The sequence below is a fragment of the Acidiphilium sp. MT5 genome (assembly GCF_054767495.1).
This window is the reverse complement of sequence record NZ_BAABMR010000007.1, coordinates 98072-125067: the sequence shown is the minus strand read 5'-3', so window position 1 is coordinate 125067 and position 26996 is coordinate 98072. Positions and strand designations below refer to the sequence as shown.

The 26996-nt window shown below is 59.8% G+C and carries 23 protein-coding genes; 14 read left to right on the top strand and 9 right to left on the bottom strand.

Going from position 1 to position 26996, the window contains the following annotated elements; all coding sequences use genetic code 11:
* Positions 1 to 16 precede the first annotated feature (16 nt).
* Genes ACYUCQ_RS09360 through ACYUCQ_RS09350 form a run of 3 tightly spaced genes read right to left on the bottom strand, consistent with a single transcriptional unit; the run spans position 17 to position 2058 of the window.
* On the bottom strand, positions 17 to 841 hold the full coding sequence (locus ACYUCQ_RS09360; RefSeq protein ID WP_460254262.1) for an ABC transporter ATP-binding protein: 825 nt from the start codon (positions 839 to 841) through the stop codon (positions 17 to 19).
* Between the two features lie 3 nt (positions 842 to 844).
* On the bottom strand, positions 845 to 1816 hold the full coding sequence (locus tag ACYUCQ_RS09355; protein ID WP_460254261.1) for an ABC transporter permease: 972 nt from the start codon (positions 1814 to 1816) through the stop codon (positions 845 to 847).
* Between the two features lie 47 nt (positions 1817 to 1863).
* A complete protein-coding gene (locus ACYUCQ_RS09350; protein ID WP_460254260.1) occupies positions 1864 to 2058 on the bottom strand; it encodes a hypothetical protein in 195 nt (64 codons plus the stop codon).
* Positions 2059 to 2521: 463 nt separating this feature from the next.
* Here ACYUCQ_RS09350 and ACYUCQ_RS09345 point away from each other — a divergent pair, with 463 nt between their 5' ends.
* On the top strand, positions 2522 to 3835 hold the full coding sequence (locus ACYUCQ_RS09345) for a transglycosylase SLT domain-containing protein (RefSeq protein WP_460254259.1): 1314 nt from the start codon (positions 2522 to 2524) through the stop codon (positions 3833 to 3835).
* 16 nt (positions 3836 to 3851) lie between these two features.
* Here ACYUCQ_RS09345 and ACYUCQ_RS09340 read toward each other — a convergent pair whose 3' ends face one another.
* Both ACYUCQ_RS09340 and ACYUCQ_RS09335 read right to left on the bottom strand, forming a co-directional pair.
* Positions 3852 to 5057 carry a Coenzyme F420 hydrogenase/dehydrogenase, beta subunit C-terminal domain gene (locus tag ACYUCQ_RS09340; protein ID WP_460254258.1) on the bottom strand — a complete coding sequence of 402 codons (1206 nt, stop codon included), beginning with the start codon at positions 5055 to 5057 and terminating at the stop codon, positions 3852 to 3854.
* Between the two features lie 27 nt (positions 5058 to 5084).
* The gene (locus ACYUCQ_RS09335) at positions 5085 to 7748 is read right to left on the bottom strand and encodes a glycosyltransferase family 2 protein (protein ID WP_460254257.1); all 2664 of its coding nucleotides are present in this window, start codon (positions 7746 to 7748) and stop codon (positions 5085 to 5087) included.
* Positions 7749 to 8052: 304 nt separating this feature from the next.
* On the opposite strand from ACYUCQ_RS09335, the gene rpmI reads away from it, so the two are divergent.
* Both rpmI and rplT read left to right on the top strand, forming a co-directional pair.
* Entirely contained in the window at positions 8053 to 8256 is a 204-nt protein-coding gene (gene rpmI, locus ACYUCQ_RS09330) for a 50S ribosomal protein L35 (RefSeq protein WP_460254256.1), read from the top strand.
* A gap of 12 nt (positions 8257 to 8268) precedes the next feature.
* Positions 8269 to 8628: a 50S ribosomal protein L20 gene (gene rplT / locus ACYUCQ_RS09325; protein ID WP_460254255.1), complete on the top strand. Its 360-nt coding sequence runs from the start codon at positions 8269 to 8271 to the stop codon at positions 8626 to 8628.
* Between the two features lie 26 nt (positions 8629 to 8654).
* Here the strand turns inward: rplT and ACYUCQ_RS09320 are convergent, their stop codons facing one another.
* Positions 8655 to 9710: a glycosyltransferase family 4 protein gene (locus ACYUCQ_RS09320; protein WP_460254254.1), complete on the bottom strand. Its 1056-nt coding sequence runs from the start codon at positions 9708 to 9710 to the stop codon at positions 8655 to 8657.
* Positions 9694 to 10521 (bottom strand): UDP-2,3-diacylglucosamine diphosphatase, encoded by an 828-nt coding sequence (locus ACYUCQ_RS09315; RefSeq protein WP_460254253.1) that lies wholly within the window; start codon positions 10519 to 10521, stop codon positions 9694 to 9696. Before ACYUCQ_RS09315 ends, ACYUCQ_RS09320 begins: the two co-directional genes overlap by 17 nt.
* A 175-nt stretch (positions 10522 to 10696) precedes the next feature.
* Between ACYUCQ_RS09315 and ACYUCQ_RS09310 the strand changes: the two genes are divergently transcribed.
* The 9 genes from ACYUCQ_RS09310 to ACYUCQ_RS09270 all read left to right on the top strand — a co-directional run bounded on the left by ACYUCQ_RS09310 (position 10697) and on the right by ACYUCQ_RS09270 (position 22373).
* Positions 10697 to 11701, top strand: coding sequence for an NADP-dependent oxidoreductase (locus ACYUCQ_RS09310; protein ID WP_460254252.1), 1005 nt, complete (start codon positions 10697 to 10699; stop codon positions 11699 to 11701).
* A 138-nt stretch (positions 11702 to 11839) separates the two neighbouring features.
* Positions 11840 to 12607 (top strand): ABC transporter ATP-binding protein, encoded by a 768-nt coding sequence (locus ACYUCQ_RS09305; RefSeq protein WP_460254251.1) that lies wholly within the window; start codon positions 11840 to 11842, stop codon positions 12605 to 12607.
* A 7-nt stretch (positions 12608 to 12614) separates the two neighbouring features.
* Positions 12615 to 13307 carry an ABC transporter ATP-binding protein gene (locus tag ACYUCQ_RS09300; protein ID WP_460254326.1) on the top strand — a complete coding sequence of 231 codons (693 nt, stop codon included), beginning with the start codon at positions 12615 to 12617 and terminating at the stop codon, positions 13305 to 13307.
* Positions 13308 to 13342: 35 nt separating this feature from the next.
* Positions 13343 to 14581 carry an ABC transporter substrate-binding protein gene (locus ACYUCQ_RS09295; protein ID WP_460254250.1) on the top strand — a complete coding sequence of 413 codons (1239 nt, stop codon included), beginning with the start codon at positions 13343 to 13345 and terminating at the stop codon, positions 14579 to 14581.
* Positions 14582 to 14597: 16 nt separating this feature from the next.
* Positions 14598 to 15485, top strand: a complete 888-nt coding sequence (locus tag ACYUCQ_RS09290; protein WP_460254249.1) for a branched-chain amino acid ABC transporter permease — start codon at positions 14598 to 14600, stop codon at positions 15483 to 15485.
* Positions 15485 to 16462, top strand: coding sequence for a branched-chain amino acid ABC transporter permease (locus tag ACYUCQ_RS09285; protein WP_460254248.1), 978 nt, complete (start codon positions 15485 to 15487; stop codon positions 16460 to 16462). The genes ACYUCQ_RS09290 and ACYUCQ_RS09285 overlap by 1 nt, the downstream gene beginning before the upstream one ends.
* Before the next feature lie 24 nt (positions 16463 to 16486).
* Entirely contained in the window at positions 16487 to 17965 is a 1479-nt protein-coding gene (locus tag ACYUCQ_RS09280; protein WP_460254247.1) for an amidase, read from the top strand.
* Between the two features lie 46 nt (positions 17966 to 18011).
* A complete protein-coding gene (dnaE, locus tag ACYUCQ_RS09275) occupies positions 18012 to 21431 on the top strand; it encodes a DNA polymerase III subunit alpha (protein WP_460254246.1) in 3420 nt (1139 codons plus the stop codon).
* A gap of 48 nt (positions 21432 to 21479) precedes the next feature.
* Positions 21480 to 22373, top strand: coding sequence for a helix-turn-helix transcriptional regulator (locus ACYUCQ_RS09270; protein WP_460254245.1), 894 nt, complete (start codon positions 21480 to 21482; stop codon positions 22371 to 22373).
* Positions 22374 to 22480: 107 nt separating this feature from the next.
* On the opposite strand, the gene ACYUCQ_RS09265 is transcribed toward ACYUCQ_RS09270, so the two are convergent.
* Both ACYUCQ_RS09265 and ACYUCQ_RS09260 read right to left on the bottom strand, forming a co-directional pair.
* A complete protein-coding gene (locus ACYUCQ_RS09265) occupies positions 22481 to 23404 on the bottom strand; it encodes an EamA family transporter (RefSeq protein ID WP_460254244.1) in 924 nt (307 codons plus the stop codon).
* 12 nt (positions 23405 to 23416) lie between these two features.
* Positions 23417 to 24205 carry a creatininase family protein gene (locus ACYUCQ_RS09260; RefSeq protein ID WP_460254243.1) on the bottom strand — a complete coding sequence of 263 codons (789 nt, stop codon included), beginning with the start codon at positions 24203 to 24205 and terminating at the stop codon, positions 23417 to 23419.
* A gap of 87 nt (positions 24206 to 24292) precedes the next feature.
* On the opposite strand from ACYUCQ_RS09260, the gene ACYUCQ_RS09255 reads away from it, so the two are divergent.
* Together ACYUCQ_RS09255 and ACYUCQ_RS09250 are read left to right on the top strand one after the other, a co-directional pair.
* On the top strand, positions 24293 to 25735 hold the full coding sequence (locus ACYUCQ_RS09255) for a mannose-1-phosphate guanylyltransferase/mannose-6-phosphate isomerase (protein ID WP_460254242.1): 1443 nt from the start codon (positions 24293 to 24295) through the stop codon (positions 25733 to 25735).
* A gap of 109 nt (positions 25736 to 25844) precedes the next feature.
* Positions 25845 to 26942 (top strand): PA0069 family radical SAM protein, encoded by a 1098-nt coding sequence (locus tag ACYUCQ_RS09250; RefSeq protein ID WP_460254325.1) that lies wholly within the window; start codon positions 25845 to 25847, stop codon positions 26940 to 26942.
* Positions 26943 to 26996: the final 54 nt, after the last annotated feature.

Here is a 26996-nt window from a genome sequence, read left to right as displayed (position 1 = left end):
GGACGGACTCAGCCGGTCACGCGGCTTGCTGATTAGCCATGCCGTCCGCCTCGCGTTTGGTGCGCGCGGCGAGGGCCATGGCGGCCTGGGCGAATTGCTCGCTCGGCAAATATTGCTGCAAAATCTCGTGGGGTGTGCCATCGGCGCGCACGCGGCCCCCTTCGAGCCAGATCACCCGATTGCACCATTGCATCACCACATCAGGCGCATGGGTTGAGAGCACCAGGATTTCGGCACCCTGCACCATTGACTCCAAACGCGCCCGCGCCCGGCCCATGAAGGCGGCGTCACCGGCCAAAATCCACTCATCCATCAGCAAAATCTGTGGCCGGATCGCGGTGGCAAGCGCGAAACCGAGACGCACGACCATGCCGGAGGAATAGATGCGCACCGGCAGATTGATGAAATCATCAAGCTCGGCAAATTGCGCGACGTCTTGTTCCAACTGCTCGATCTGCTGGGGGCGCAGCCCGCTATAGAGGCCGCGCAGCCGGATATTTTCCCGCCCGGTTAGGTCGGGATTCATCCCCTGGGAGGCGTCCAGCAGCGCCGATAGAGCGCCCTCGATTGTGATGCGCCCGCCGCTGGGCTCATAAATTCCGGCAAGCGTGCGCAGCAATGTGGATTTGCCCGCGCCATTGGCGCCGATCAACCCGAGCCGATCCCCGCTATGCAGCTCGAAATCGACATCGCGCACCGCCTGCACCACCAGCCGTTTACGCCCATCCTGGCCCAGTCGGCGCCCGGCGGCGGCGGCGAACACGGTTTTCTTTAGGCTGCGACTCTCGCCGTGATAAAGCGGGAAGTCGATCGAGAGATGCTCAACACTGATCCGGGTCATCGGTTAAATCCAAAACGCGATGCGGCTGCGCGCGCGGGTGAAAAACACCGCCGTGATCAGCACCAGCGCGCCCGAATAGCCCAAGGCCGATCCCCAGGTGGCGAGGGTTGGCATTTGGTTGAGCAGCGGGGCACGGACGATTTCGAGCAGCGCGTAAAACGGATTCCAGTTGAGCAGCACGATGCCAATGCCGCGATGCGCCAGAATTTCCGGACTCCAGATGATCGGGCTGACGAAGAAGGCAATTTGCATCACGCTCGCGACAATCGGCGGCACATCGCGAAACCGCGCACAAAACCCACCCAGCAGGATCGAAATGGCAAGCCCATCAACCATCCAGAGCGCGAAGGCGGGGAGCATCATCAGGGCCACGCGCCCTGGCCATACATTCATGATGGTGAACACCACCACAATCACCAGAATATTATGACCCAGCACCAAGACGTTGCGCGCCACCGAGCGGGCGGCATGGAGCGATAACGGCATTCGCGCAGCGCGGATCATCGCCTCATTGGACGTGTATGCGAGGCACCCATCCGTCACCAAGGCATTGATAAAATTCCACAAAACCAACGAAAGCGACAAAAATGGCAAATAGGTGTGCAAGTTGGTGTGGAACAGATGCGAATAAACAAATCCCAACGCGCCCACCATCAAGCCGGTGGACAAGGTCAGCCAAAACGGCCCCAGCAAGGAGCCGCGATAGCGCAGCCGAATATCCAAAAACGCCAAAGTCGCGACCAGACGGCGCAACCGCCACGTATCGGCAAGGTCAGTCAGCGCCAAGCGCAACCGCCCGATCATGCCGAGCCCGGCGACGATCACCAGCCGAGAATTGGGCTGGATCAGCGCGGGCATATCGCTCGGTTGTCCGTCATCACGCACCATGACGCTGGCTCCAGGCCCCGTCATCACGTCGGCGCGCGCGCCGTCACCCGGATCGATTGGCTCAGGATTAACAAGTTGCGTGTCCATAGAGTGGCGATACAGGAACCGGCTTGGCGGTTCAACCAAACCGGTCTTTAGCTGTCGGGAATTTCATTCGCCGCGTGCGGGCCTTGGCTCCCGGGCGCTGAGCTGTCGGCCGGGCGTAGGACTGAGAGAACCCGGCCATTGGCATCGCGCAATATCACTTCCTGCCCCGCCTCGCGCGGTGCATCAGCCGCACCAATGATCGCGAGAACGCCTGACACGCCACCGGCACCTATGCGGCTCACGGGCCGAACCGCCAGGATTTTACTGGGTCCGATCGAAGACGCCGAGAGAGTGGCCGATGGGTCGGCGGCCAAAGGCCCAGGCGTTACCGCTCGTGCGCATGAGGTCAATCCGACGGCGGTGAACAATGCGGCGGCCCTGAAATATGATCGGGAAAGCGGGTTCATTCGCTGTCCTTAGCGCAATCTTACGGATTGGTCATCTCAATCAGCGGACACCGCATACTGGATTTCGGCGCGCCCCAGCAAATTAAACTAATGCTTGCCATAATTTCGCCTATAAGATAACAGCTTACATCGATCCGCTGAGAATTCGCACGAACTTTGCTCCGGATCTCGGCTTTGATGCGCTGGCGGTCATCATCGGCAGCGTTGGTTTTACTTTGGTCAACTCCGCAGCGTCTGGCGGAGCAAAATTGTTGCAACGCGGATCGTCAGATCCGCCTAGTTTGGAAGACCCTGCGCCATGGCAATCACGGCGTCTGCCGTCCTCGATTTCTCCAAACGCCGTACGGTGCGGCTGTTGCAGCGTGCCGCTCTATTTTCCGCCTTGGCGCTCTTGTCGGCCTGCGCCAGCCATTCATCGAAATTATCCGCGACCGGCCAAGCCTCGCGCTATGCCAATGCCGCATCCGGCAGTTATGCGCCGCCCGGCCCGCCGAGTGATCCGTGGGGTCCGTATATCCGGCAGGCGTCAAAGCGGTTTGACGTGCCGCAGCAATGGATCCGCCAGGTCATGCGCGTCGAATCCGGCGGGCATGAATATCTCGGCGGTCATCTCACCACCTCGCCCACCGGTGCGATGGGATTGATGCAGTTGGAACCGGCGACCTATCGTGAAATGGCGGCTGAATACGGGCTCGGCAGCGATCCGTATAATCCGTATAACAATATCATGGCTGGCACCGCCTATATCCACGAAATGTATCAAATTTACGGCTCGCCGGGGTTTCTCGCCGCCTATAATGCAGGACCGGGGCGGCTGGATAATTATCTGGATTACCGTCAGCCACTGCCCAACGCCACGCGGCAATATGTGGCGATGATTGCTCCGCATATCAGCGGCATCTATCCGGCGGCGCCAAACGCGGCTGGGACGCCCAATGTCCAGCTAGCGATGAACCGCCTGCCCGCGACGATGCCGCCGGGCATGCGAACGGGGGATGGCTCATCGGCCACTGACCAGCTTAATCAACAGGCGCTAGCCGCCGCACAGCAAACCACGCCGAACCAATCCGGCGCACCAGCCCCCGCACCCGTCGCCGCACCTGTAGCCGCACCGGCGCCGATTGAGGTGGCGTCACTCACGCCGCCGCCGCAAATGGCTCAGCAAACCCCGTTTGCCCCACCGTCCTCAGTCCCGCCGTCCTCAGTCCCACCCCCGGTTCGGCATAGCGGCGGCTTCGCTTTGATCCCGAGCGCTGAGGCGGCAACCCGGCTGCCTTATATTCCGCCGCAACCGGTGATCACCGCGCCGCCGCTGCCCCGACCGGTGCGCCCGGCGACCATGGTGATTCCGCCTCACCATAGCGGCTGGGCGATCCAGGTGGGTGCCTATAACACGCCCTCGCAGGCCAAGGCCGCCTTGGGGGTTGCCGAATTGTCAGCGGTGCAGATGTTGATCAAAGGCAAGCCGGTGGTGATCAGCGTGAATACCCCGCGCGGACGGCTCTATCGCGCCCGCTATATCGATCTGCCGCAGACGGCAGCGTTGAGTGCCTGTGAACGCCTGCGCTCGGCACCAACCGGTTGTGCGGTATTGTCGCCCGCCGCCCAATGAACCGCCCGATGCGGGGTTAATCGGCGCCGGGCGTGCGCTCGCCGGGTTTGGGGCTAAGCCCATAGGGTGCGACCAGCCGCCAAACATGCGCCGGGATCATTGATTTCATCCGCGCCGGCTCTGCCCGGCGCAAATGCAGCACCGTCTCAATCGCCTTCATTTCAACGCGCGTGCGCGCAAACTCCAAGCCGCGCGGCCCGACCTTTGGCATCAACCAGCCCATGATCAGGCGTAACGGACCTGGCATCCGCCGGAGCGGCAATCCCCCCGCCGCCCGTTCGGTATTGACCATGAAGCCCTTCACCGCCCCGTGCCGCTTGCCGGCACTTTGCAATGGCGTGATCTTGACCTCATCGCCGAGCAGTGCGGCCAGTTCCGCACCGCGTGCATTACGCACGATCATCCATTGCTCGCCTTGGCCGGCCATATACCCAATGGTGATATCCGCCAGCACATTGGTGTAATCGACGCAGGTGCGGCAGGTGAGCGGGAAAAAATCGGGTGGCAGTTTGGAAATCGGCAATTGCAAAAACGGAATGATTTTCCGCCGCCCATCGCGAAACCGCAGCTCAACATGATAATCAGCGCGAAATTCCAGATAGGTGATGGTCTCCGGCGCGTCGGATAACAAGGCCAGAAACTGATGAAAATTCTCAGTGCTGGTATTATCCGAACAGGGCGTGCCAACCACATAGAGGCGCTCAAATCCAAGGGATTTCTCAAGAGCGCGTAAGGCGTAAACTTGGCAAGGAATACCGATCACCGCGAGCCGCCGGTAGCCTTGCGCGCGGGCGGGCTCTAACAAGGCGAGCAAGGGCGCGTAGCCCATGCGCATGCCGCGCGCTTGCGCCATGTCGCTGGCTTGGGTGATCAAGGCTGGCACGGGCCGCCATGGATCATCCGGGTCAGGTACCATGGTCAAAACGGCTTGAACCTGGCCAGTTTCCAGCAATTTCTCGGCGATTCTGGTGGTGATGCCGCTCCATTGGGCGCCAGCGCGCGGGGGCTGCAGCGTGGCGCGCTCCATGCGCTGAAACGGCCCGAAAAATAACTCATCGGGCCGCGCCGGATCGCGGGTGCGGCCATGAACTTGGGTTTCCAGCCGGTCATAGTCGGGTTTGATGAATTGGCAGGCCTGCCCGCAACGCTTAGGATCATCGGTGCGCGAAATCCCGCAATCGGTGCAGAGATGCCGGTGCGGTGCGGCCTCGCCGACCGTCATGGGTGGTGCATGGCGGCTAAAATAAGGTCAGCTTCCATTGCGCGGTCCACGCTTGCTCTTCGTGCGCACAGCACTTTCAGAATGAGGCTCGTGAGTGCGGGCCGCGCTAGCGCGCGCCGCCATGGCCGGGGCAATGATGTCTGTGGCCTTGGGCAGTTGCTGCCAGGGTGTTTCCTGCGTCGGCTCAATGATGCGCAAATCTCGATAAACCCCGCCCTCCCGGGCAAATTGCCGATTATAGAACGGATCGAACGGCAATGTATCACCCCAGCGCACGCGCATCACCTCATTTTCCAACATGAAGCGCGCCAATTTCTCTTCGCCGAGATCATCACCCCGGCTCATACTCTCGCGATGCTCACAAACCACGTCCGGGGTGAATAAAATCCGATATCCGGCTTTGCGGAGCTTCAAGCATAAATCAACATCGTTGAACGCAACGCCCAGCTCCTCGGCATCGAAACCGCCCACCTGTTCGAAAGCATCACGCCGCACTAACATGCAGGCCGCTGTGACCGCAGCCACCTCTCGGGCGGTCATGGCATGGGCGACGTAGCCAGGTTCGGCGGCGCCAAGGCCGCGAAACGCGTGGTCGGCCACACCGCCCACGCCCAGCACCACACCGGCATGCTGCACCGTACCATTCGGATAGAGCAATTTGGCGCCGATCGCCCCAGCACCCGGATCGGCCAGGGCTTCGTTCAAGAGCGTGCGCAACCAGGTTTCGTCTTTGACAAACACGTCATTGTTCAAAAACAGCAAATAGGGATAGCGCGCAGCGGCGACGCCGCGATTATTGATCGCTGAATAATTGAATGGCTCTGCGATTTTCAAAACCCGCGTATCGGGCAGATTACCGTGGTCGACGGCAAATTTTTCAGCGTCCACGCCATCGGACCAATTATCCAGCAAAATGATTTCATATTTCACGCCGCTGGTGTGTTTGCGGATCGCCTCGACGCATTGGCGGGTCAACGCAATGTGATTGCGATACGGGATCAGGATCGACACGCCCGGATCGGCCTGACTGGTGAACTGGGTTTGGTAGCATGTGAGCGCCCCGCGCCGTTCGACTTTGGCCGCGAGGCGGCGGCGCTTCAAATGCTCGGCAACTGCCACCTCGCCGGCAAGGGCCGCGCGCGGCTTGGCGCTCGCACCGCCTGCGGTGGATTGGGCGGTGATGCGCCAATGGTACAAAATTTCGGCGACGTGATGAACCTCGTCCGCCCGCAAATGCTCGGTCAGGCGCAACAGCAAATCATGATCCTGCGCACCATCGAAGCGCGGATCAAGCCCGCCCGCTGCGCGCACCAAGGCGGTTTCCGCAATCACCAAATGACAAACATAATTGAGGTCGAGCAAGAACCGATAATTGAAATCGGGTTTGAAATTCGGCTCACTCACCCGCCCGCGCGCATCGATTTTATCTTCGTCGGAATAAAGCAGCCGCGCCCCGGTTGCCGCCTGAGCGCGCATCATCACTTCGAGTGCGCACGGGATCATGACATCGTCATGATCGAAAAACGCGACGAAATCGCCCTGGGCCGCGCCAAGTGCCAAGTTGGTCGCGGCGGCAATGCCGCCATTTTTCGCCTGGGTGAGCACCCGAATGCGCGGATCAAGCTTAGCCAGCTCCGCTAGGGTCGCGCTCAGCGTATCGTCCCGGCTGGCATCATCAACCAGGATTAATTCCCAATGCGGATAGGTTTGCGCACGCACCGAATCGACCGCCGCCAGAAATTCCGCGAGCACCGGGCGGTAAACTGGGCACAGCACGGAAACGCGCGGTTCGGCGGTTAACCCGCCGTAGCGCTGGGTCGCGCGGGGGAGGATCAAGGGGGCGTTTTGCTCAGCCCAGCTCGGATAATCGGCCAAAGAATAGCGATCCGTGGGCAGGGCGGCCTTCAGGTCGCGGCGCAAATTATAGGCAAACCGAAACATCTCATCGGTTCGCTCAATCATCGCGGCGATCTGGCTGCGCTCTTGGGATGTGGGCACGCTAATCTCAATCGGCGCACCGCGCAGCTGCACACGCTCAGGCATCGCGTGAAAATCGAGCTTGACCAGGCGGCCCAGTCGCAGCGCCGGGGGGAGCACGAAGGAAAAGCCGCACGCCGGATCACAGCCGAGGGCCTCGGCAACGTCGCCGCGAAATTGATCGGCGACAAGCTCGGTCAGCGGCTGACCTTGGGCCGTCACCATCAACCGCACGCCGCCCGATTTTTCATTGCTGCGTTGATCAACGCGCAGCGCCCAGCCCTGGATCAAGCCATCCACCAAGCCGTCAAGCACGCCATCGATCCGGACTTGCCGGGTCAGGCAAAAATGCAATTCAGGTAAAATAATGCCGCCGCGCCCGGGTAGATGGATCGGCACGCCGTCAATCCCGGCCAGCGACAGCACATGGCGTAGCCCGTCCTGATACTTGGCCGGGATCGCATATTCGAAACCCACTTTGGTGCTCGGCAGGTTGAGTGCGGACACGTCTGGCCGGTTGACGTCGCAGGTCAGCACGTCGGCAATGGCACCATCGATCATCACGCGCATCGTTAGGGGCGTCGCTGGATCGATCGGGTCAAACGCCCATCCCGCAATTTCCGCATCTTCGATCCGGTCGAGAAAACCGAGAATGGGCCGCATTGTCGGGCGTGGCGCACGGCGGGTCGGGGCTGCGGGGGGCGATTTTTTCATCATCATCCAATCAATTGAAACTCAACCGATAATCATTCAACCGGCGATCCCGGTGCGAATTTGTTTGCCCGTGATTGCAACCCGATCCGTCTTGATGACGTTAACCAATTAAACGGTCGCGTTCAATGTGCGATTGCAGCATTTTCGGTCGTGGGGCCGATTTGTGGCACCGCGCTTGCGTCGGCCTGCTGGTCTGTGTAAAAGCCGGGCTTCCGCGCGATCCCGTCGCGAGTCCGGGCCAGTTGGCATGCCCGGCCGCACACCGCGCACCCGCCGAGCGGGCACGGAGATAAGGAGACAGAAAATGCCGAAAATGAAGACCAAATCGTCGGTCAAAAAGCGATTCAAAATCACCGCAACTGGCAAAGTGCTGGCCGGTCATGGCAATAAGCGCCATGGTTTGATCAATCGCTCGCAAAAAATGAAGCGCACCAATCGCGGCACCATGGCTCTGCCCGAGCAGGACGGCAAAACCGTCAAGCAATGGGCCCCCTACGGTCTCAATTAAGGAGCGCAGCACATGGCACGCGTAAAACGGGGCGTTACCGCCCATGCTCGTCACAAAAAAATTCTCGATCAATCCAAGGGCTTCGTTGGCCGGTCCTCGACCAGCTACCGGATCGCGTTGGAGCGCCTGGAAAAGGCGTTGCGCTACGCCTATCGTGATCGCCGGGTAAAAAAGCGCGAGTTCCGCTCGCTCTGGATTCAGCGCATCAATGCGGCGGTGCGCGAGCACGGCATGACCTATAGCCAGTTCATCAATGCGCTGAAGCTCGCGAATATCGAGCTTGACCGTAAGGTGCTGGCCGCCATGGCGTATGATGACGCCGAGGGCTTCGCCGCCATCGTGCAAGCGGCCAAGGCGGTTCACGCCGGCTGATTTCGGCATACCACCCGTGCCGCTGCTCAATGAAATGAGGCGGCGCGGGCGGAACCAATGGCGACCAGATTTTTGCGAAATAACCGCGCGCACGACTCCCATGAGTGGTGTTCGGCATAGGCGCGGCAATGATCGCGATTAATGGTCAACGCGCCCAAGCAAGCGGCCCCTAAATCCTCATCAAGCACACCGACTGCCGGTTCAGCGCCGCCGATCACATCGCGCGGTCCGGCGACCGGATAGGCCGCAACCGGCGTCCCGGCGGCGAGGGCTTCAAGCACGACCAAGCCGAATGTGTCGGTCCGGCTGGGAAACACAAACACATCGGCGGAGGCAAATAGGCTGGCGAGGGACGTGCCTTGCCGCGTGCCAAGGAAATGCGTGTGGGCGCCCGCATAGCGCTGCTCCAATGCAGCGCGGGCTGGGCCATCGCCGACAATCACCTTGCTGCCGGGCAAAGCGAGGTCAAGAAAAGCGGGCAGGTTCTTCTCCACCGCCAGCCGCCCGACCGAGAGGAAAATCGGCCTCTGATAGGGCAGGGGCGTGGCCCGGCTCGGGTGAAACAAGGTGGCATCGACACCGCGTGACCAGAGCAGCGTTTTGTCAAAACCGCGCGCTGCCAGCTCGGTCGCAAGCCCGGTGGTGGCAACCATCACGCCAGCGCCTTGATGATGAAACCGGCGCAACCATGCATAGGCCATGCGGCGCGGCACCAGCAGCCGTGCGGCGAGATAATCGGGAAATCTCGTATGGTAGGCGGTGGTAAAGGTCATCCCGAGTGAGCGGGCGCAGCGCGCCGCGCTGAGGCCGAGCGGTCCTTCCGTGGCGATGTGCAACGCATCGGGCGAAAAATCCTCGATCATTCGCCGTAATCGGCGGCCACCGCCAATGGTGAGTCGAATTTCCGGATAGGTTGGGCAAGGGAGGGTGCGAAATCGATCTGGCCCGATCACCGATACCACATCGCCCGCTGCGATCAGCCGTTCCGCCACCATGGAGAGTGTGCGCACCACCCCGTTGACTTGCGGGTGCCACGCGTCCGAAATAATTAAAATCCTCCCCGGTTCAGGCAGGTTCGGCATCCATCACTACGCGGCGCGGCGTTGCCTTGCGCGGCGCTACGAACGAGAATTTGTTCAACGCTGCCCAATCGATCAGCTCAAGCCGGCCATCGAAATGCTCGACCAATGCGGTGCAGCTTTCAACCCAATCACCATCATTGATGTAGAGCACACCATCGACCATGCGCATTTCCGGATGGTGAATATGACCGCACACCACGCCATCGAAGCCGCGCGCCGCCGCATCGGCGGCGAGGGCGGTTTCGAACCGGTCGATCGCCTTCACCGCCTCCTTCACCTGCCGCTTCAAATAGGCCGATAGCGACCAGTACGGATAGCCCAGCCGGGCGCGGATCAGGTTGAAATACCGATTGGCGACCAGCGCACCCGTGTAGGCCCAATCGCCCAGCAGGGCGAGGATTTTGGCATAGCGCACCACTGAGTCGAATTGATCGCCATGGATCACCAATAAGCGCTTGCCATCGGCGGTGCGGTGCTCGGCCTCGTTGAGCAGCTTGATGCCCGCCACTTCCAATCCGAGCGGCAGAAACCGCCGCACGGCCTCGTCATGATTACCGGGCACGTAGGTAACCCGTGCGCCGCTGCGCGCTTGGCGCAATATTTCAGTGATTACCGCGTCATGCATCTTATCCCAATACCAAAACCGGCTCACCCGCCAGCCATCGATAATGTCGCCGACCAGATAAAGATGATCGGTGGAGACGCGCTGGAGAAAATCAGCGAGGAACTCGGCCTTACAGCCACGAGTGCCGAGATGCGTGTCCGAAATGAACACGCTGCGATAGCGCGGGGTCACTAGAGATGCTGTCATGCGGGTTCCGATACGCGATCGCGCCGCGTTGCACCTAATGAAACTCTGATGACAGAGTCTTGATTTTTACAAATTGATGACGTTCGCGCGTTGGCCAGCGTCTCCCGTTCGGTGCCGCCTGCTTGCGGTGCTTGGCAACGCGGCATACGGTGGCGGCTTATTAGGGGGAACCGTCATGACCAATCTTGATAGCCGACAATTCCGGCTCATCCGCCGCCCGGTCGGGCATGTCAAACGCGAGGATTTCGAATTTCGCACCGAAGCCGCACGCTCGCCGGCGTCCGGCGAAATCATGGTGGGCGTCGATTATATCTCGCTTGATCCCGCGATGCGTGGCTGGATGAACGAGGGCAAATCCTACATCCCGCCGGTCAAGTTGGGCGAGGTGATGCGGGCGGGCGCTGTGGGCACCGTCATTGAAAGCAAAGATGCGGGCTTTGCTCCTGGCGATGTGGTAACCGGCGCATTGGGCGTGCAGAGCATCGCGACCATTGGGGCAAAGGATTGCATGAAAATCGATCCGAGCTTGGCCCCCAAGCCCTTGTTTCTCTCCGCGCTGGGGATGACGGGGATGACTGCCTATTTCGGCTTGCTGGAGGTGGGCGAGCCGCAGGCAGGTGAGACGGTGGTGGTGTCCGGTGCGGCGGGGGCGGTTGGTGCCTTGGTGGGCCAAATTGCCAAAATCAAAGGCTGCCATGTTGTCGGCATTGCCGGCGGTGCCGATAAATGCCGTTATATTGTTGATGAGCTCGGCTTTGATGCGGCAATCGACTATAAATCCGAATCGGTTTCAGCCAAGCTGCGCGAATATTGTCCTAAGGGCATCGATATTTATTTCGATAATGTCGGCGGGCAAATACTCGATGATTGTCTAGCGCAAATTCGCTTGCGTGCGCGCATCGTGATTTGTGGGGCGATTTCGCAATATAACAACACTACGCCGATTAAAGGCCCGGCGAATTATCTCTCTCTACTGGTTAATCGGGCCCGCATGCAAGGCATGATCGTGTTCGATTATGCTGATCGCTACGAGCTGGGGGTGCGCGACATCGCGGGCTGGCTGAAACAGGGCACGTTGAAAAGCCGCGAAGACATTGTCGATGGCATCGAAACTTTTCCTGAAACACTGCAGAAGCTGTTTACCGGCGAAAATTTCGGCAAGCTGATTTTGAAAGTTTGAACCAACAGCAATCCCCCGCGCCGCGTACATATTGCGCGGCGAGCGGGATTGTGCAACATTATGCATAAGTTCAACAAATCGCCGGGGACGTTCTGTGTTTCTGATATTGCCAATTTCAATAACCAAGCATCATCATCGATGACATCTTCGATTCTTGAGGCCCGTGGCCTGTCAAAAGGATTTCGAGGGTTCATGGCGGTGCAGGGGGTTGATTTCGATATTGAACAGGGCAGCATTCATGCCTTAATCGGTCCAAACGGTGCCGGCAAAACGACCTGTTTCAATTTGTTGACCAAATTCTTGCAGCCGACGGCGGGCACAATCCGCTTTGAGGGCCATGACATTACCAGGCTGGCGCCGGCGGACATCGCCCGGCGTGGCATGGTGCGCAGCTTTCAGATTTCAGCGGTGTTCGGCCATATGACCGCTTTGGAGAATGTGCGGATTGCGCTGGCGCGCGCCCGTGGTGGTAATTTCGATTTCTGGCGCGGTGAAAAAATCCTCAGCCGATATAACGAGCAAGCTCAGGCGCTGCTAGCGGATGTCGGGCTTGATGATCATGTCGATACCCAGGCCGCGTTGTTGTCCTACGGGCGCAAGCGGGCGCTGGAAATTGCCACCACTCTAGCGCTCGATCCACGCCTGATGCTGCTCGATGAACCTACCGCCGGCATGACGGAGGCTGATGTCGAGCGCATCGTCGCGTTGATCCGGAAAATTCGCCAGGGACGCACGATTTTAATGGTTGAACATAATCTCTCGGTCGTGTCCGGCCTGTCTGACCGGATCACGGTGCTGGCGCGTGGCCGGGTGCTGGCCGCGGGCGATTACGCGACGGTTTCGCGTGATCCCGCCGTCATCGAGGCTTATCTCGGCTCGGACCATTCCGGGGTCGATTATGTCTGATACGCCCATGCTGAGCATCGCCGATTTGAATGCGTGGTATGATGAAAGCCATGTGTTGCACGGCATCGGTCTCGAGATCCATGAGGGCGAATGCGTCACCTTGCTCGGCCGTAACGGGGCGGGAAAATCGACCACCCTTAAATCGATCATGGGATTAGTGCCCCGCCGCTCTGGCCATATTCGCTTTCAAGGCGTCGATCTGATCGCCGCGCGGCCCGATCAGATCGGTCGCGCCGGTATTGGGTTTTGCCCTGAAGATCGCGGGATTTTTTCTGGTCTTACGGTTGAGGAAAATCTGCTGCTGCCGCCGGTGATTGGGCCGGGCGGTATGGCTCTTGATGATATTTACGCGCTGTTTCCCAATTTACGGGAACGCGGCAAAAGTGCTGGCACCAAATTATCCGGCGGTGAGCAACAAATGCTTGCCATCGCCCGGATTTTGCGTACCGGCGCTCGGCTTTTGTTATTTGATGAACCCACCGAGGGCTTGGCGCCGGTGATCGTTCAACAAATCGCCGCCATGATCGGCGAAATCAAGCGTCGCGGCTTTACCATTCTGCTGGTCGAGCAGAATTTCCGCTTCGCCTCGCAACTCGCGGACCGGCATTATCTGATCGAGCATGGTCAGGTGGTGGATATGATTACCCGCGACCAACTTCCTGAGAAGCAAGAGATACTGCATCAGCGACTCGGGATCTAATCAATGTTTCATCAGCTCAACGGGAGAAACTGACAATGACGATATCAAGACGAACTCTGATCGGTAGTGCCGCAACCGGCGCGGCCATGGCCAGCCTGCCGATGGGCCGGGCGCGTGCCGCTGGTGGTAAATCCATCAAGATCGCGGTGATCAGCGATTTTTCCGGTCCCTATCGTGACGATGGCGGCCCGACCTCGGTTGCCTGCGTTGAACAAGCCGTTGCCGATTTCGGCGCGACGCAAAAGGGCTATAATGTCACCGTGTTGAAGGGCGATCACCAAAACAAGCCTGATGTCGGCACCGCCCTGGCCCGGCAATTTTATGACCAAGGTGTTGATTTGGTCATCGATGTGCCCAACACTGCCGTCGCAATCGCGATCAATGGCGTGGCGCATGATAAAAACCGCGCCTTCATCGATTCCGGCGCGGCGGGTTCCTCCCTCACTGACAAATTCTGCAACGCGCAGAGCATCCACTGGACGTATGACACCTACATGCTCGCCCAATCGACCGGCGGTGCCATGGTCAAGGCCGGTGGCAAAAGCTGGTTCTTCGTTACCGCTAATTACGCCTTTGGGCATTTGCTGCATGATCAAACAGCAGCAGTGGTCAAAAGCCATGGCGGCACCGTGGTCGGCAACGTCAATTATCCGTTCCCGCAGACGACCGATTTCTCCTCTTTCTTGATCCAGGCAGAATCTTCGGGTGCGCAAGTGCTCGGCCTCGCCAATGCCGGCGCCGATACTGTGAATTCGATCAAACAGGCGCATCAATTCGGCCTGACCAAAAAAATGAAAATCGCGGGTCTGCTCGTGTTCATCAACGATGTTCACGGCATGGGCTTGGATATCGCGCAGGATTTGATCCTTACCGAGAGCTTCTATTGGAACCTGAATGATCGCACGCGCGCCTTCACCAAGCGCGTGCTGCCGCGCACCCCAACCAATTATCCCTGCATGGACCAAGCCGGATGCTATTCGGGCACGCTGCACTTCCTGAAAACTGTCCACGCCATGAATAATATGGCAGCGGTCAAGAACGGGGCAGAGCTGGTCGCGGCGATGAAGAAAATGCCAACCGATGATGACGCGTTCGGCAAAGCCTATATCCGCGAGGATGGCCGGTTTATGTGCACGGCCTATTTGTTCAAGGTGAAAAAGCCTGGTGAGAGCAAAATCCCCTGGGATTACTACACGCTGCTCGCCTCCACCCCGGCCAATAAGGCTTATATGCCGATGTCCGAGGAAACGGCCTGCAAGCTCATCAAGACCTGATCGGTAGCGCCCCACCATGATGATGATTTTCGGCAAGCCAGCGCCGCTTTTGTTCGGGCAATTATTGCTCGGCATTATTAATGGCTCGTTCTATGCCATGCTCTCGTTGGGCTTGGCGATCATTTTCGGCCTCTTGCGGGTGATTAATTTCGCGCATGGGGCGTTATTCATGGTGGGCGCTTTCGTCACCTGGGGCTTGTATCACTATGTGGGAATTGGCTTCTGGCCGGCGCTTGTCATCGCGCCGGTCATTGTCGCTGCTCTTGGCTTGGGTATCGAGCGTGGCTTGATCCGCTTCACCTATAAGCTCGATATTCTTTATGGTCTGCTTCTAACATTCGGCCTCGCGTTAGTTCTCGAGGGATTATTCACCAACGGATTCGGCAGCTCCGGCGTGGCGTATAACGCGCCGGATCTGTTGTCCGGTGTTGTCGATCTGGGCTTCATGTTTCTCCCCGTCTATCGCGGATTTGTCATTGGTGCTGCGATTGTCATTTGCACCGCCGTTTGGTTCACGATTGAAAAAACCAGGCTTGGCGCGTTATTGCGTGCCGCCACTGAAAATCCATCCTTGGTTCAAGCCTTCGGCGTTAATGTGCCGCGCTTGATCGCGCTGACATTTGCCGGTGGCGTTGGCCTTGCTGGGCTCGCCGGCGTGCTCGCGGCGCCGCTATACTCGGTTAATCCGAATATGGGCAGCGCCTTGATCGATACGGTGTTTGCAGTCGTCGTCATTGGCGGCATGGGCTCGATTGGCGGGGCCATCCTCACTGGCTTCGGGCTTGGCATTATTCAAGGCTTTACCGAAGTGTTTTATCCGCCAGCCTCCTCGGTTGTGGTGTTCGCGGTGATGGCGATTGTTTTGCTCACCCGCCCAGCCGGGCTATTCGGAAAGGCGGCATAATGTCAGAGACCGCTCTGCCCAAGGCGCCATCGCGCGACGTGATTTGGGGTTTCACTGGCGCACAATCAGTAGCGTTTATACTGATGCTTGCGACATTGGTCATTGCACCCTTCGTTGCCTATCCGGTCTTTCTGATGCAGGTTATGTGCTTCGCCATTTTCGCGATGGGCGCTAATTTGTTGATGGGATATACCGGCCTGCTGTCGCTCGGCCAGGCGGCCTATTTCGGTATGGGGGCTTATGTTGGTGGGTATGCGGTGCAAACCCTGCATCTGACGCCCGAGGCGGGCGTGGCGCTGGGCGCCCTCACCGGTGCTGCGATTGGCGCGGTGTTTGGTTGGCTCGCGATCCGCCGGCAAACTATTTATTTTGCCATGATCACGCTCGCCCTCGCGCAGTTCGTCAATTTCTTCGCCGTGCAAGATACCGGCTTCACCGGTGGCGAGAACGGCATGCAAAATATCCCGCGCGGTCGGGTGGCGGGAATTATTTCGCTCCATAGCGATTTGCATTTATACGTCTTCGCGCTGGTGGTGTTTTTGATCGCCTTTCTGTTTGTGCATCGGGTGGTGCATTCACCCTTCGGTCAGGTGGTGAAGGCGATTCGGGAAAATGAAAATCGCGCGATTTCGCTCGGCTATAAACCGGCGCAGTATAAATGGATCGTGTTCACCATTGCGGCTGGCCTCGCCGGGTTGGCGGGCGCTCTGAACGCATTGGTCACGCATATCGTCACCTTGACTGATGTTGGCAACGCAACGTCGGGCATTGTGGTGTTGATGGTGCTGGTCGGCGGTATTGGCACGATTTATGGACCGTTGATTGGCGCTGCGATCATCATCGCGATGCAATATTATCTAGCCAGCTTCAGCGATTGGGTTACCGTCATCCAAGGCGTTATCTTCATCGCGTGCGTATTGTTGTTTCGGCGCGGCATTATTGGAGAATTGGCGGCAAAGCTCAAATTCGCTCTATAGTTCAAGCGGCAACCGGGGGACAAGATGGCAACAATCGATCTAACATCCTATGATGCCACAGCGATTGCGCAGCTGATTGCCGAGCGCAAAATCAGTGAAGCCGAAGTGCTTGACGCCACACTGGCCCGCATTGATGCGCTGGAGCCAAAGCTGAACGCCATTGCGGTCGATACCCGCGATCGGGCGCGCAGCCAACTTGCCAGCCCGCAGGCTGGAAAATTCGCGGGCGTGCCGTTTTTGCTGAAGGATCTGGCGCAGGATTACGCAGGCATCCGGATGACCATGGGCTCACGCGCTACGCGCAACAACGTCCCCACCACCAATGCCACCTATGTCGATCGCTGCTTAGCCGCTGGCCTCGTGATTGTCGCGACCACCACAACACCCGAGCTGGGCCTTAAAGCGATTACCGAGACGGCGCTGCACGGCGCCTCGCGCAATCCGTGGAACACCGAACGCACGCCCGGCGGTTCCTCCGGCGGCTCCGGCGCAGCGGTGGCGGCGCGCTATGTGCCGATGGCCGGGGCTTCCGATGGCGGCGGTTCAATTCGCATCCCTGCCGCGTTTTGTGGCCTGTTCGGCCTGAAGCCCTCTCGTGGCCGCATTCCCGAAGGCCCAGCCGCCGGCGAGCTATGGGAAGGGGCGGTGTGCAGCCATACCCTCACCCGCTCCGTGCGCGATTCCGCCGCCATGCTCGATTGCTTGGCGGGCCCAGCCCCTGGTGAGCCATTCAATATTGCGCCGCCGCTGCGCCCGTACAGCGAAGAGGTGGGCGTCGATCCGGGCCGCTTGCGCATCGGGTTCTCGACGCGCTCGCCCATTGGTGGCCGGGTTGATGCCGAAAATATCACCGCCGTGCGCGAAGCTGCCAAATTGTTGGAATCGCTCGGCCATTACGTTGAAGAAGCCGAACCGGCGATTGACGGCAAAGCGCTCGCGCAGAGCTACATGACGATGTATTTCGCTCATGTCGCTGCCCTGATGGCGCAGGTCATGGCGCAAACGGGCGCCCCGGCGACTGATTTTGAAACCGACACTCGCGCCCTTGCCCTGCTTGGCCGGGCGCTCTCTGCCGGTGATTTCGTCACCTCGGTGCATGGTTGGAACAATTATGCCCGCGCGCTCGGGGCGTTCCACCAACGTTATGATCTATTCCTCACGCCAACCGTCGCGATGGCGCCGTCGAAAATCGGTGAGCTTGCAACGCCACCCGCGCAAGAACGCTTGGCCAAGATCGCGATTACTTTGCGGGCTGGAAAACTGATGCTGAAATCTGGCATCATTGATGATTTGGCATTTCGCAATCTCGAGCGCACGCCCTTCACCCAACTCGCCAATTTGTGCTTTGTGCCCTCAATGTCGGTGCCGCTCCATCACAGTGCCGAGGGCCTGCCGGTCGGGGTGATGTTCACCGCCAAATTCGGCGGAGAAGACATTTTATTCCGTCTCGCCGCACAGCTCGAGCAAGCCGCGCCTTGGGAGCAGCGTCGCCCACCAATCTAATCAGGCGGCGCTTGCTGCAGGCCCCGCTGGGCTGATAGGCTGCGCTATGACCACCGATTCCTTCGTTCATTTGCGTGTGCATTCTGCCTATTCGCTATCGGAAGGCGCGATCAAGCCCGATAAAATCGCCTCGCTCGCCCGTGCTGATGCCATGCCGGCGGTGGCGATCGCGGATAGCGGCAATTTATTTGGCGCCATCGAATTTTCCCAAGCCTGTATGAATGCGGGTGTACAGCCGATCCTTGGTTGCCAGCTTGGCCTTGCCCGCACCGATAATCCAGCCCTGCCGCCTGATCCGATCATCGCCCTCGCTCAAAATGCGGAAGGTTTCGATAATCTCTCGAAACTTTCCTCCGCCGGATTTCTCGAACCCGGCCTGAGCGGCAAACCGCAAATCAGCATCGAGACCCTGGCGCGTCATCATGCAGGTCTGATCCTGCTCACCGGTGGCCGCTTTGGTCCGATTGGCCGGCTGCTGGGCGAAGCGCAACAAAGCGAAGCAAACCGCTTGCTCAGCACGCTGCTCGACATTTTTGGCGATCGTTTGGCCGTTGAGCTGGAGCGGCATTTTCTCCCCGCAGAGCGCGCGGTGGAACCAGGTTTGATCGCCCTCGCTGAAGCTGCGGGGGTGCCGTTAGTGGCCACCAATGAATGTTTCTTTGCCAAACCGGAAATGCATGAGGCACATGATGCGCTGCTGTGCATCGCCGAGGGCCGCCTGCTCGCCGAAGCCGAGCGCCGCCGCGTTACCCCCGAGCATTGGTTCAAACCCGCGCGCACCATGCGCACCCTGTTCGCCGATTTACCGGATGCCTGCGATAACACGCTGTATATTGCGCAGCGTTGCGCAATCGCTGCCCCAACCCGCAAACCGCTTCTGCCTATTTGTCCAAAAATCCACCCCGGCAGCACCGAGGCTGAAACCCTGCGCACCATGGCGCGTCAAGGTTTAGCCCGCCGCCTCGCCGCGATGAATGCCGATGCGCCAACCGCCGCCCGCTACAGCGAACGGCTGGAGTTCGAGCTCACTATTATCGAGCAAATGGGCTTTCCCGGCTATTTCCTGATCGTCGCGGATTTCATTCAATGGGCCAAGCAGCAAGGCATTCCGGTTGGCCCTGGTCGTGGTTCGGGTGCCGGCTCGCTCGCCGCCTACGCGCTGTTGATTACGGATATCGACCCGATCCCGTTTAACTTGCTGTTCGAGCGCTTTTTGAATCCAGAGCGCGTATCGATGCCTGATTTCGATATCGATTTTTGCCAGGAACGGCGCGACGAAGTCATCGATTACGTCAAACGCGAATATGGCGCAGACCGCGTGGCGCAAATCATCACGTTCGGTAAACTTCAAGCCCGTGCCGCCGTGCGCGATGTTGGGCGCGTGCTCGGTATGCCCTATGGACAGGTCAATAAAGTCGCTGAGGCTACCCCAAACAATCCGGCGAAGCCGATCCCGCTTGCCGAAGCGATTGAGGCTGAGCCGCGCCTGCGCGAGATGCGCGATTCCGATGAAGCCGTGCGTCGCTTGCTGGAAATCGCTCTGCAGGTCGAAGGGCTCTATCGCCACGCCAGCACCCATGCTGCGGGCGTCGTGATTGGTGATCGGCCGTTAGCCGAGTTGGTGCCGCTCTATAAAGACCCGCGCTCGGATTTGTTGATCACCCAATATTCGATGAAATATGTCGAAAGTGCCGGGCTGGTTAAGTTCGATTTCCTTGGCTTGACCACATTGACCATTCTGGATCGGGCGGTGAAATTCCTGCGCGGGCTTGGCACCGAACTTAATCTTGCCAGCATCCCGCTGGATGACAAAAAAACATATGATATGCTTGCGCGCGGCGAAGCAGGGGGCGTGTTCACCTTCGAAACCCAGGCTTTCCGCGATGTCTTGAAGCAAATGCGTCCGGATCGCTTTGAAGACCTCGTCGCCGCGCAGGCGTTAGGCCGTCCCGGCCCGATGGCGAATATCCCGGCTTATTGCGCCCGCAAACATGGCGAGGCGTGGGAACCGCCGGACCCGATGTTGCAGCCCATTCTTGCCGAAACCTATGGCATCATGGTCTATCAGGAGCAGGTGATGCAAATCGCGCAGCTCATGGCCGGCTATAGCCTTGGCGCCGCCGATTTGCTGCGCCGTGCGATGGGTAAGAAAATTCGCGCCGAAATGGAAGCCCAACGAAAAATCTTTGTGGATGGTGCCGCAACGAAAGGTGTGAGCGAAGCCAAAGCCATCGAAGTGTTCGATCTGATGGCCAAATTCGCTGATTATGGCTTCAATAAATCTCACGCCGCCGCCTATGCCCTGGTTTCTTATCAAACCGCGTGGCTGCGCGCCAATCATCCCGCCGCCTTCATCGCCGCCTGCATGTCGCTCTCGCACACCAATCACGAAAAACTCGCGGCTTTGAAGCAAGATGCGCAACGCCTCGGCATCACGGTGCTTGCCCCTGACATTAATGCGTCGGACGCTGATTTCACCGTGGAGACAATGCCTGATGGGCAGTTGGCAATTCGTTACGCCCTCGCTGCGATCAAACGTGTGGGCGAAGGTGCCATGCGCGAAGTTGTGGCGGCGCGCGGTCGCACAAAATTCCGCGATCTGGCTGACTTCGCCGCCCGCGTCGATCCCAAGGCGTTGAACAAAGCGCAGATCGAGCAGCTCGCCAAAGCAGGCGCTTTTGACACGCTCAATTCAAACCGGGCACAGGTCGCTGCCGCCGCCGAAACCATTTTGCGTCGCGCTCAGGCCGAGGCCTTGTCGCGCAGCTCCGGCCAAATCAGCATGTTCGCCACTGAAAGTGCGCCCGAGCCGTTGCAACTGCCCGACATTCAGGATTGGCCGCCGCTCGAACGGCTCGGCTTCGAAGCCGAAGCGATCGGCTATCACCTCACCGCTCACCCGCTCGATACATATCACGCCGCCTTGAAACGTCTCGGGGTCATCGCCTCCAACCGCATTGAACCCACGGCCCGCGCAGGCATCACCCGCGCCAAGCTCGCGGGCGTGGTGATCAGCCGCAAAGAGCGCACCACGCGCACCGGCAGCCGCATGGCTTGGGTTTTGTTGTCCGATCAGGCGGGCAGTTTCGAGGTCACATTATTCTCCGAAATTCTCGCCCGCACGCGCGATAACCTAACTGAGGGCACAGCGTTGCTTATCAATACTGAATTGCGGTTGGACGGTGAAACCCTCCGCGTTACCGCCCTAGACGTCGATTTGCTGGATCGCGCGGCTGCCGAGGCCGGTGGGGGTCTGCGCATTGAAATTGACCGGCCCGACGCCCTCGCCCCGTTGCGCGCTTTGCTCGACCGCGAAGGGCGCGGCAAGGGCAGGGTGCTGATCGCACCGCGTATTGGCCACGGCACTCATCTCGATATTGCGCTGCCGGGAGGCTTTAAAGTCTCGCCGCGCCTCGCCCAGGCCGTCCGGCTGGTCGCCGGCGTTGCCGCCGTTGCCGAGCTCTGACCAAGGCTGCGTTTTGCGTCATCCGGCGCGGATGCTATGGTGTTGTTGATGGAAATGCGTCCTCCGAAACCGGCTGCCCCCCGCGAGCCTCTCTTGGTTGCTCTGGGCGAACGGGTGCGGTTGTTGCGCGCCCGCAAGGCCATGCCGCGCCGCGTGCTGGCTCTCACCGCCAAAGTGTCCGAGCGGCATCTGGCCAATTTGGAAAGCGGCATCGGCAATGTGTCGGTGCTCGTTCTCCAACTTGTCGCCCAGGCGCTCGACTGCCCCATTGCCGAATTGCTTGGCGATGAAACCACCGCTACGCCTGAATGGCTGATGATCCGCGAATCGTTGCGTGGTCGTGGCGCTGAGGATTTGCAGCGTGCCCAGCGCGCCCTCGAAGCCTTGTTCGATTCGACCTCATCAACCACCACGAGGCTCGATCGGATTGCCCTGATCGGCCTGCGGGGCGCGGGTAAATCCAGCCTGGGTCGGTTGCTCGCGCAGGCATTGGGCCGCCCTTTTGTTGAGCTGGGGCGCGAAATCACCCGCATCGCCGGTGGTTCGCTCGCCGAAATCCAGGATTTATATGGCCCGACGGCTTACCGCCGCTATGAACGCCAGGCGCTCGAAGCCGTGCTGGCAGACCCCACCCGCGTGGTGATCGAAACGTCCGGCGGGCTGGTGTCCAACCCGACCAATTTCAGTCTGTTGCTGGGTAATTGCTTCACCATTTGGCTGCGCGCCGCCCCCGAAGACCACATGAAACGCGTGATCGACCAGGGTGATTTGCGGCCATTGGAGGGCAGCGATGCCGCGATGGAGGATTTGCGCATGATCCTGGCCGGGCGCGCCGCCTTTTACGCAAAGGCCGATCTGATTTTCGACACCAGTGGCAAAAGTCTCGAAGCCAGCTTCGAAAAATTGCTCGCCTTGGTCAGAATGGCGCTGAACCAGGATTAGAGCGCGATTGGTTATCATCAATCACGCTCTAATCCTGGTTTGCCGATCAATTTCATTGGTTTAGGTTGAATCTGTCGATTCAACCTAAACCAATATTGATCTAAGCCTCATCCCGTAGCGCCCCCCACAGCGATCAAAATCACCCCCGTCGATACCATGATCAGCCCAGCCGCCTCGCCACGCTTGGTGCGCTCACGCAGGAAAAAATGCCCAACGGCCAGGGTGAACAGAATTTCAATCTGCCCAAACCCACGTACCAAAGCCACATCGGTCAACGCAAACCCGGCAAACCAGAGCGCTGAGCCGCCGGCGGAGAGCACGCCAATCGGCGCTCCAAGCCGCCAAAGCCGCAGCGCGGCACGTAAATCCGCAGGCGTGCGCCACGCCATATAGCCGCCTTGGATCAGCGTTTGCAGACTATTGGTGATGGTCAGCATCAAGACCGCCTGCAGCATGATCGGCACCGAACTGGGCAGCGTGAGCGCCGCAGCCCGTTGGGCCACGGCGGTGATCGCAAACGCGGTCCCCGCACCCAACCCGCACAAAGCCGCCGGTTGCACCGAGGCACGCGCCAACGCGCCCAGCGACATAACCTGCCCGGCCAGCGACAGCGCAAACACCCCGGCCACGGCCAATAAAATGCCGCCCACCGCCAGCGGTGCGATATGCGCCCCTTGGAAAAACACCGAAATCACGACCAATTGCGCAGCCTCGGTCTTGGCATAGGCTGTTCCGACTACGAAATTACGGTGAGCAAAGGCTTGGATCAGCAAAACGGTGCCAAAAATCTGCCCGACCCCGCCGATCAAGCACAGCAACAGAAATTCCGCATGGATTGCCGGTATGCCGTGACCCAAAATCCACAAAACACCGCCGAGCAGCATCGCATCAATGGGCAGAGCGTAAATATACCGCACAAAGCCCGCCGCGCCGACGGGCAACACCCCGCGCAGCCGGGCCTGCAGCGCCGTGCGCCATACCTGAAAGATCGCAGCCCCAATCGTCACCAAAATCCAGGCTGGAACCACCACCGATGGGGTCGATCAGGCCTGTGTCGACGCCATATGCACGCAAAACCGTGCCCCAATCGCCACGACCTCGGCAACCACAGCAAGCCCCAAAGCCGCATCCGCCTGGGTCGCATCGCCCAGCGCTGAATTCGGGGCCACTTGGTCGTAATCAACCGGCGCATTGATCGGCATGCCTTCAAACCCCAACGTGCCAAAATCGGTAACCGGCAAGCCCAGCATCGTGCCGGGATTTGTCGGTGGCACGGCCAGATCGCGCCGCATCGCGGGGCTGCGCAGCGCCAAGCCGATCGAGGCCAGCGGCTCGCCGCCATGACCAAATCGCGCCGGTGCCGGGCCAATCCGGCGTTCCATCACCCGCTTGGCCACCTGCCAGAGCGGAAACGAGGGAATGATTGGCCCGCCCTCGCGCCGCACTTGCCTGGTTACCTCATGCACCACCGGCGCATTGCCGCCATGGCCGTTTAACACCATCAGCCGGGTTAATCCGTGATCCAGCAGATTCTGGATCATTTCCGCCAGCACCAGCCCCAAAGTCGCCGGGCGCAGCGCAATCGCGCCGGGGGCCGAGGCAAAATGATCCGCCGCCCCGAACGGCACGGTGGGCGCGGCCAAACAATAGGTGCCTACCGAGCTCGCCGCGTTGGCGATGAGTTGTGCCATCATGCTGGTCAGGCGAAAATCACCCATCGGTGCATGCGCGCCTTGATCTTCGGTGCTGCCCATGGGCAACAGGATGATCGGGTTGCTGGGTTGCATCGCCTTGAACTCGGCGCTCGTCAGATCGTCCAATCGATATTTCATCCGGGCCTCCCCCGTTCGATTCGGAGGGTACGCTAGACGTTTCGCTCCGTGACTGGCAATGGTTTGCCGAGATTGAGGAACCTAATTATGGCAAAATCGCTGACTCAAACATTATCGACCATCGTACCCGTCATTCTCTGTGGCGGTTCTGGCACACGGCTCTGGCCGGTCTCGCGCAAATCCTATCCCAAACAATTCTGGCCGTTGATTTCGGCGCGCACCATGCTGCAGGAAACCGCAGCGCGCGCCACCGGGCCTGGCTTCGCCCCGCCCATCGTGGTTGCCAATGAGGATCATCGTTTCATCGTCGCCGAACAGCTCCGCGCCGGCTACCCGCTCGCTGCGCAAATTTTGCTGGAACCCGAAGGCCGCAATTCCGCGCCGGCCATCGCCGCCGCTGCGGCGCTCGCCGCCTCAAGCGACCCGGATGCGTTGCTCTGGATCATGCCGGCCGATGCCGCCATCGCCGATAGCGCAGCCCTCGCCAGCGCCTTGGCCATCGCCGCCGCGGCCGCCCGCACCGGCCTGATCGTGACATTCGGCATGCAGGCAACAACGCCAGAAACCGGCTATGGCTATATCGAGCAAGGAGCGCCATTGGCTGACGTGCCCGGAGCCTACCGAATTGCCCGTTTCATCGAAAAACCGGACCAAGCCAAAGCCGCGCATTTGATTGCGGATGGTAAACATTGCTGGAATTCCGGCATGTTTGTCGCCTCGGCCCGCACTTTGATCGACAGTTTTGCCGATTTGGCGCCCGCCGTGCTGCAAGCCGCCCGTGCGGCCCTTGCGGCGAGTCGCACGGATTTGGACTTTATTCGCCTCGGCGCCGCCGAATTCCGCGCCGCACCCTCGATCAGCTTTGACTATGCCATCGCGGAAAAAACCACTCACGCGGCTGTGGTCCCCGCCACGTTGGGCTGGTCGGATGTCGGCTCCTGGTCGGCCATTTGGGAAATCGCGGCGAAGGATGCGCAGGGAAACGCAGCGGTCGGCGATGCGCTGATCGAGGATTCGCGCAATTGCTATGTCCGCAGCGAAGGGGCAGTTACCGCCTTGCTCGGCCTTGACGATGTCATCGTGGTCACCACGCCGGATGCGGTGCTAGTCGCCGACCGCAGCCGGTCGCAAGACGTCAAAAATGTGGTGGAGCGCCTGCGCGCAACCCAGCGCCAAGAAGCCGATGCGCATACCCGCGTCTATCGTCCCTGGGGCTTTTATGAAAGCCTGATCGAGGGCGAGCGGTTCCAGGTCAAGCGTATCGTGGTGCATCCGGGCGCACGCCTCAGCCTGCAAAAACATTTCCACCGTGCTGAACATTGGGTGGTCGTCGCTGGCTCCGCCTTGGTCACCCGTGACGCCGAGACCCATCTGGTGCGGGAAAATGAAAGCCTCTATCTGCCGCTCGGCTGCGTCCACCGCTTGGAAAATCCCGGCAAAATCCCGCTTACCTTGATCGAGGTCCAATCCGGCGCCTATCTCGGCGAGGATGACATTGTGCGCCTGGAGGATAATTACGGTCGGCACTGATCCAATGCGGTGGCAATGACGCGCCGCAGCAAAAATCTGACACAGTTCGTATTTTGTTCTTGACCGAAATCGCCGTCTATGGTTGAACGGGCAGGAACGGAGCATGAACATGCAATCGGTGATCGCCCAACACGCTGATTTGCCCGGACGGGGTGTGTTACACCACCCCGCCAACCGGTTCGAGACACACCACGCCGAAGCCTTCGATGATGGGTGGGACACGCTGGCCGAGCCGGCAGCGCCCGCGCCAACCGTTCTCATCCGCGATGCCTCGCGCAGCATCCTCAGTTGGAACGAAAGCCCGGATTTGGGTTTTGATCGCGGTTTAAACCCGTATCGCGGGTGCGAACATGGCTGCGTTTATTGCTATGCGCGGCCCAGCCACGCCTATCTCGGCTACTCGCCAGGGCTTGATTTCGAGACCAAGCTGATTTTCAAGCCGGACGCCGCCAGCCTGCTGGAGCGCGAATTATCCCGTAAATCCTACAGCCCCGCGCCGATCATGCTCGGCTCCAATACCGATCCTTATCAGCCGGTCGAGCGCCAATTACGCCTGACCCGCGCCGTGCTCGAAGTGCTCGACCGGTTCAACCATCCGGTGACCATCGTCACCAAATCCGCCGGCGTGTTGCGCGATATCGATATTTTGCAGCGCATGGCGGCCCGTAACCTGGCGCGCGTACATCTCTCGATCACCACGCTCGATCCGCGTCTCGCCCGCGCCATGGAGCCACGCGCCGCCACCCCGGCGCGCCGTCTGCAGGCCATCGCGGGCCTCGCCGCCGCAAAAATCCCGGTCGGCGTGTTTGCTTCCCCGATGATCCCCGGCCTTAATGATGCCGAGCTGGAAGCAATCCTGCGCGAAGCATCCCGCGCCGGCGCGCTATACGCCAACGCGATTCTGCTCCGCCTGCCCCTGGAAGTGCGTGATTTGATAACGGATTGGCTCAACCGGATCGTGCCGGATCGAGCCGGGCGCATTCTTGCCCTGATCCGCGAGGTGCGCGGCGGTCAGTTGAACGAGGCCGCCTTTGGCCGCCGTTTCACCGGCCAAGGCCCGTATGCGGCCTTGCTCGCCGCCCGCTTTCAACGCGCCGCCCGGCAATATCAGCTCGAGCGCACACCCCCGCCGCTCGATTGCACAGAATTCGCCCGTCCCCCCGCCGCCAAACCAGTCAGCGCTCAGCTTTCACTGTTCGATGATTGAATAAAGACTGACCATCAAGGCTCACGCGTTGCGATCCTTGATGGTCACCATCCA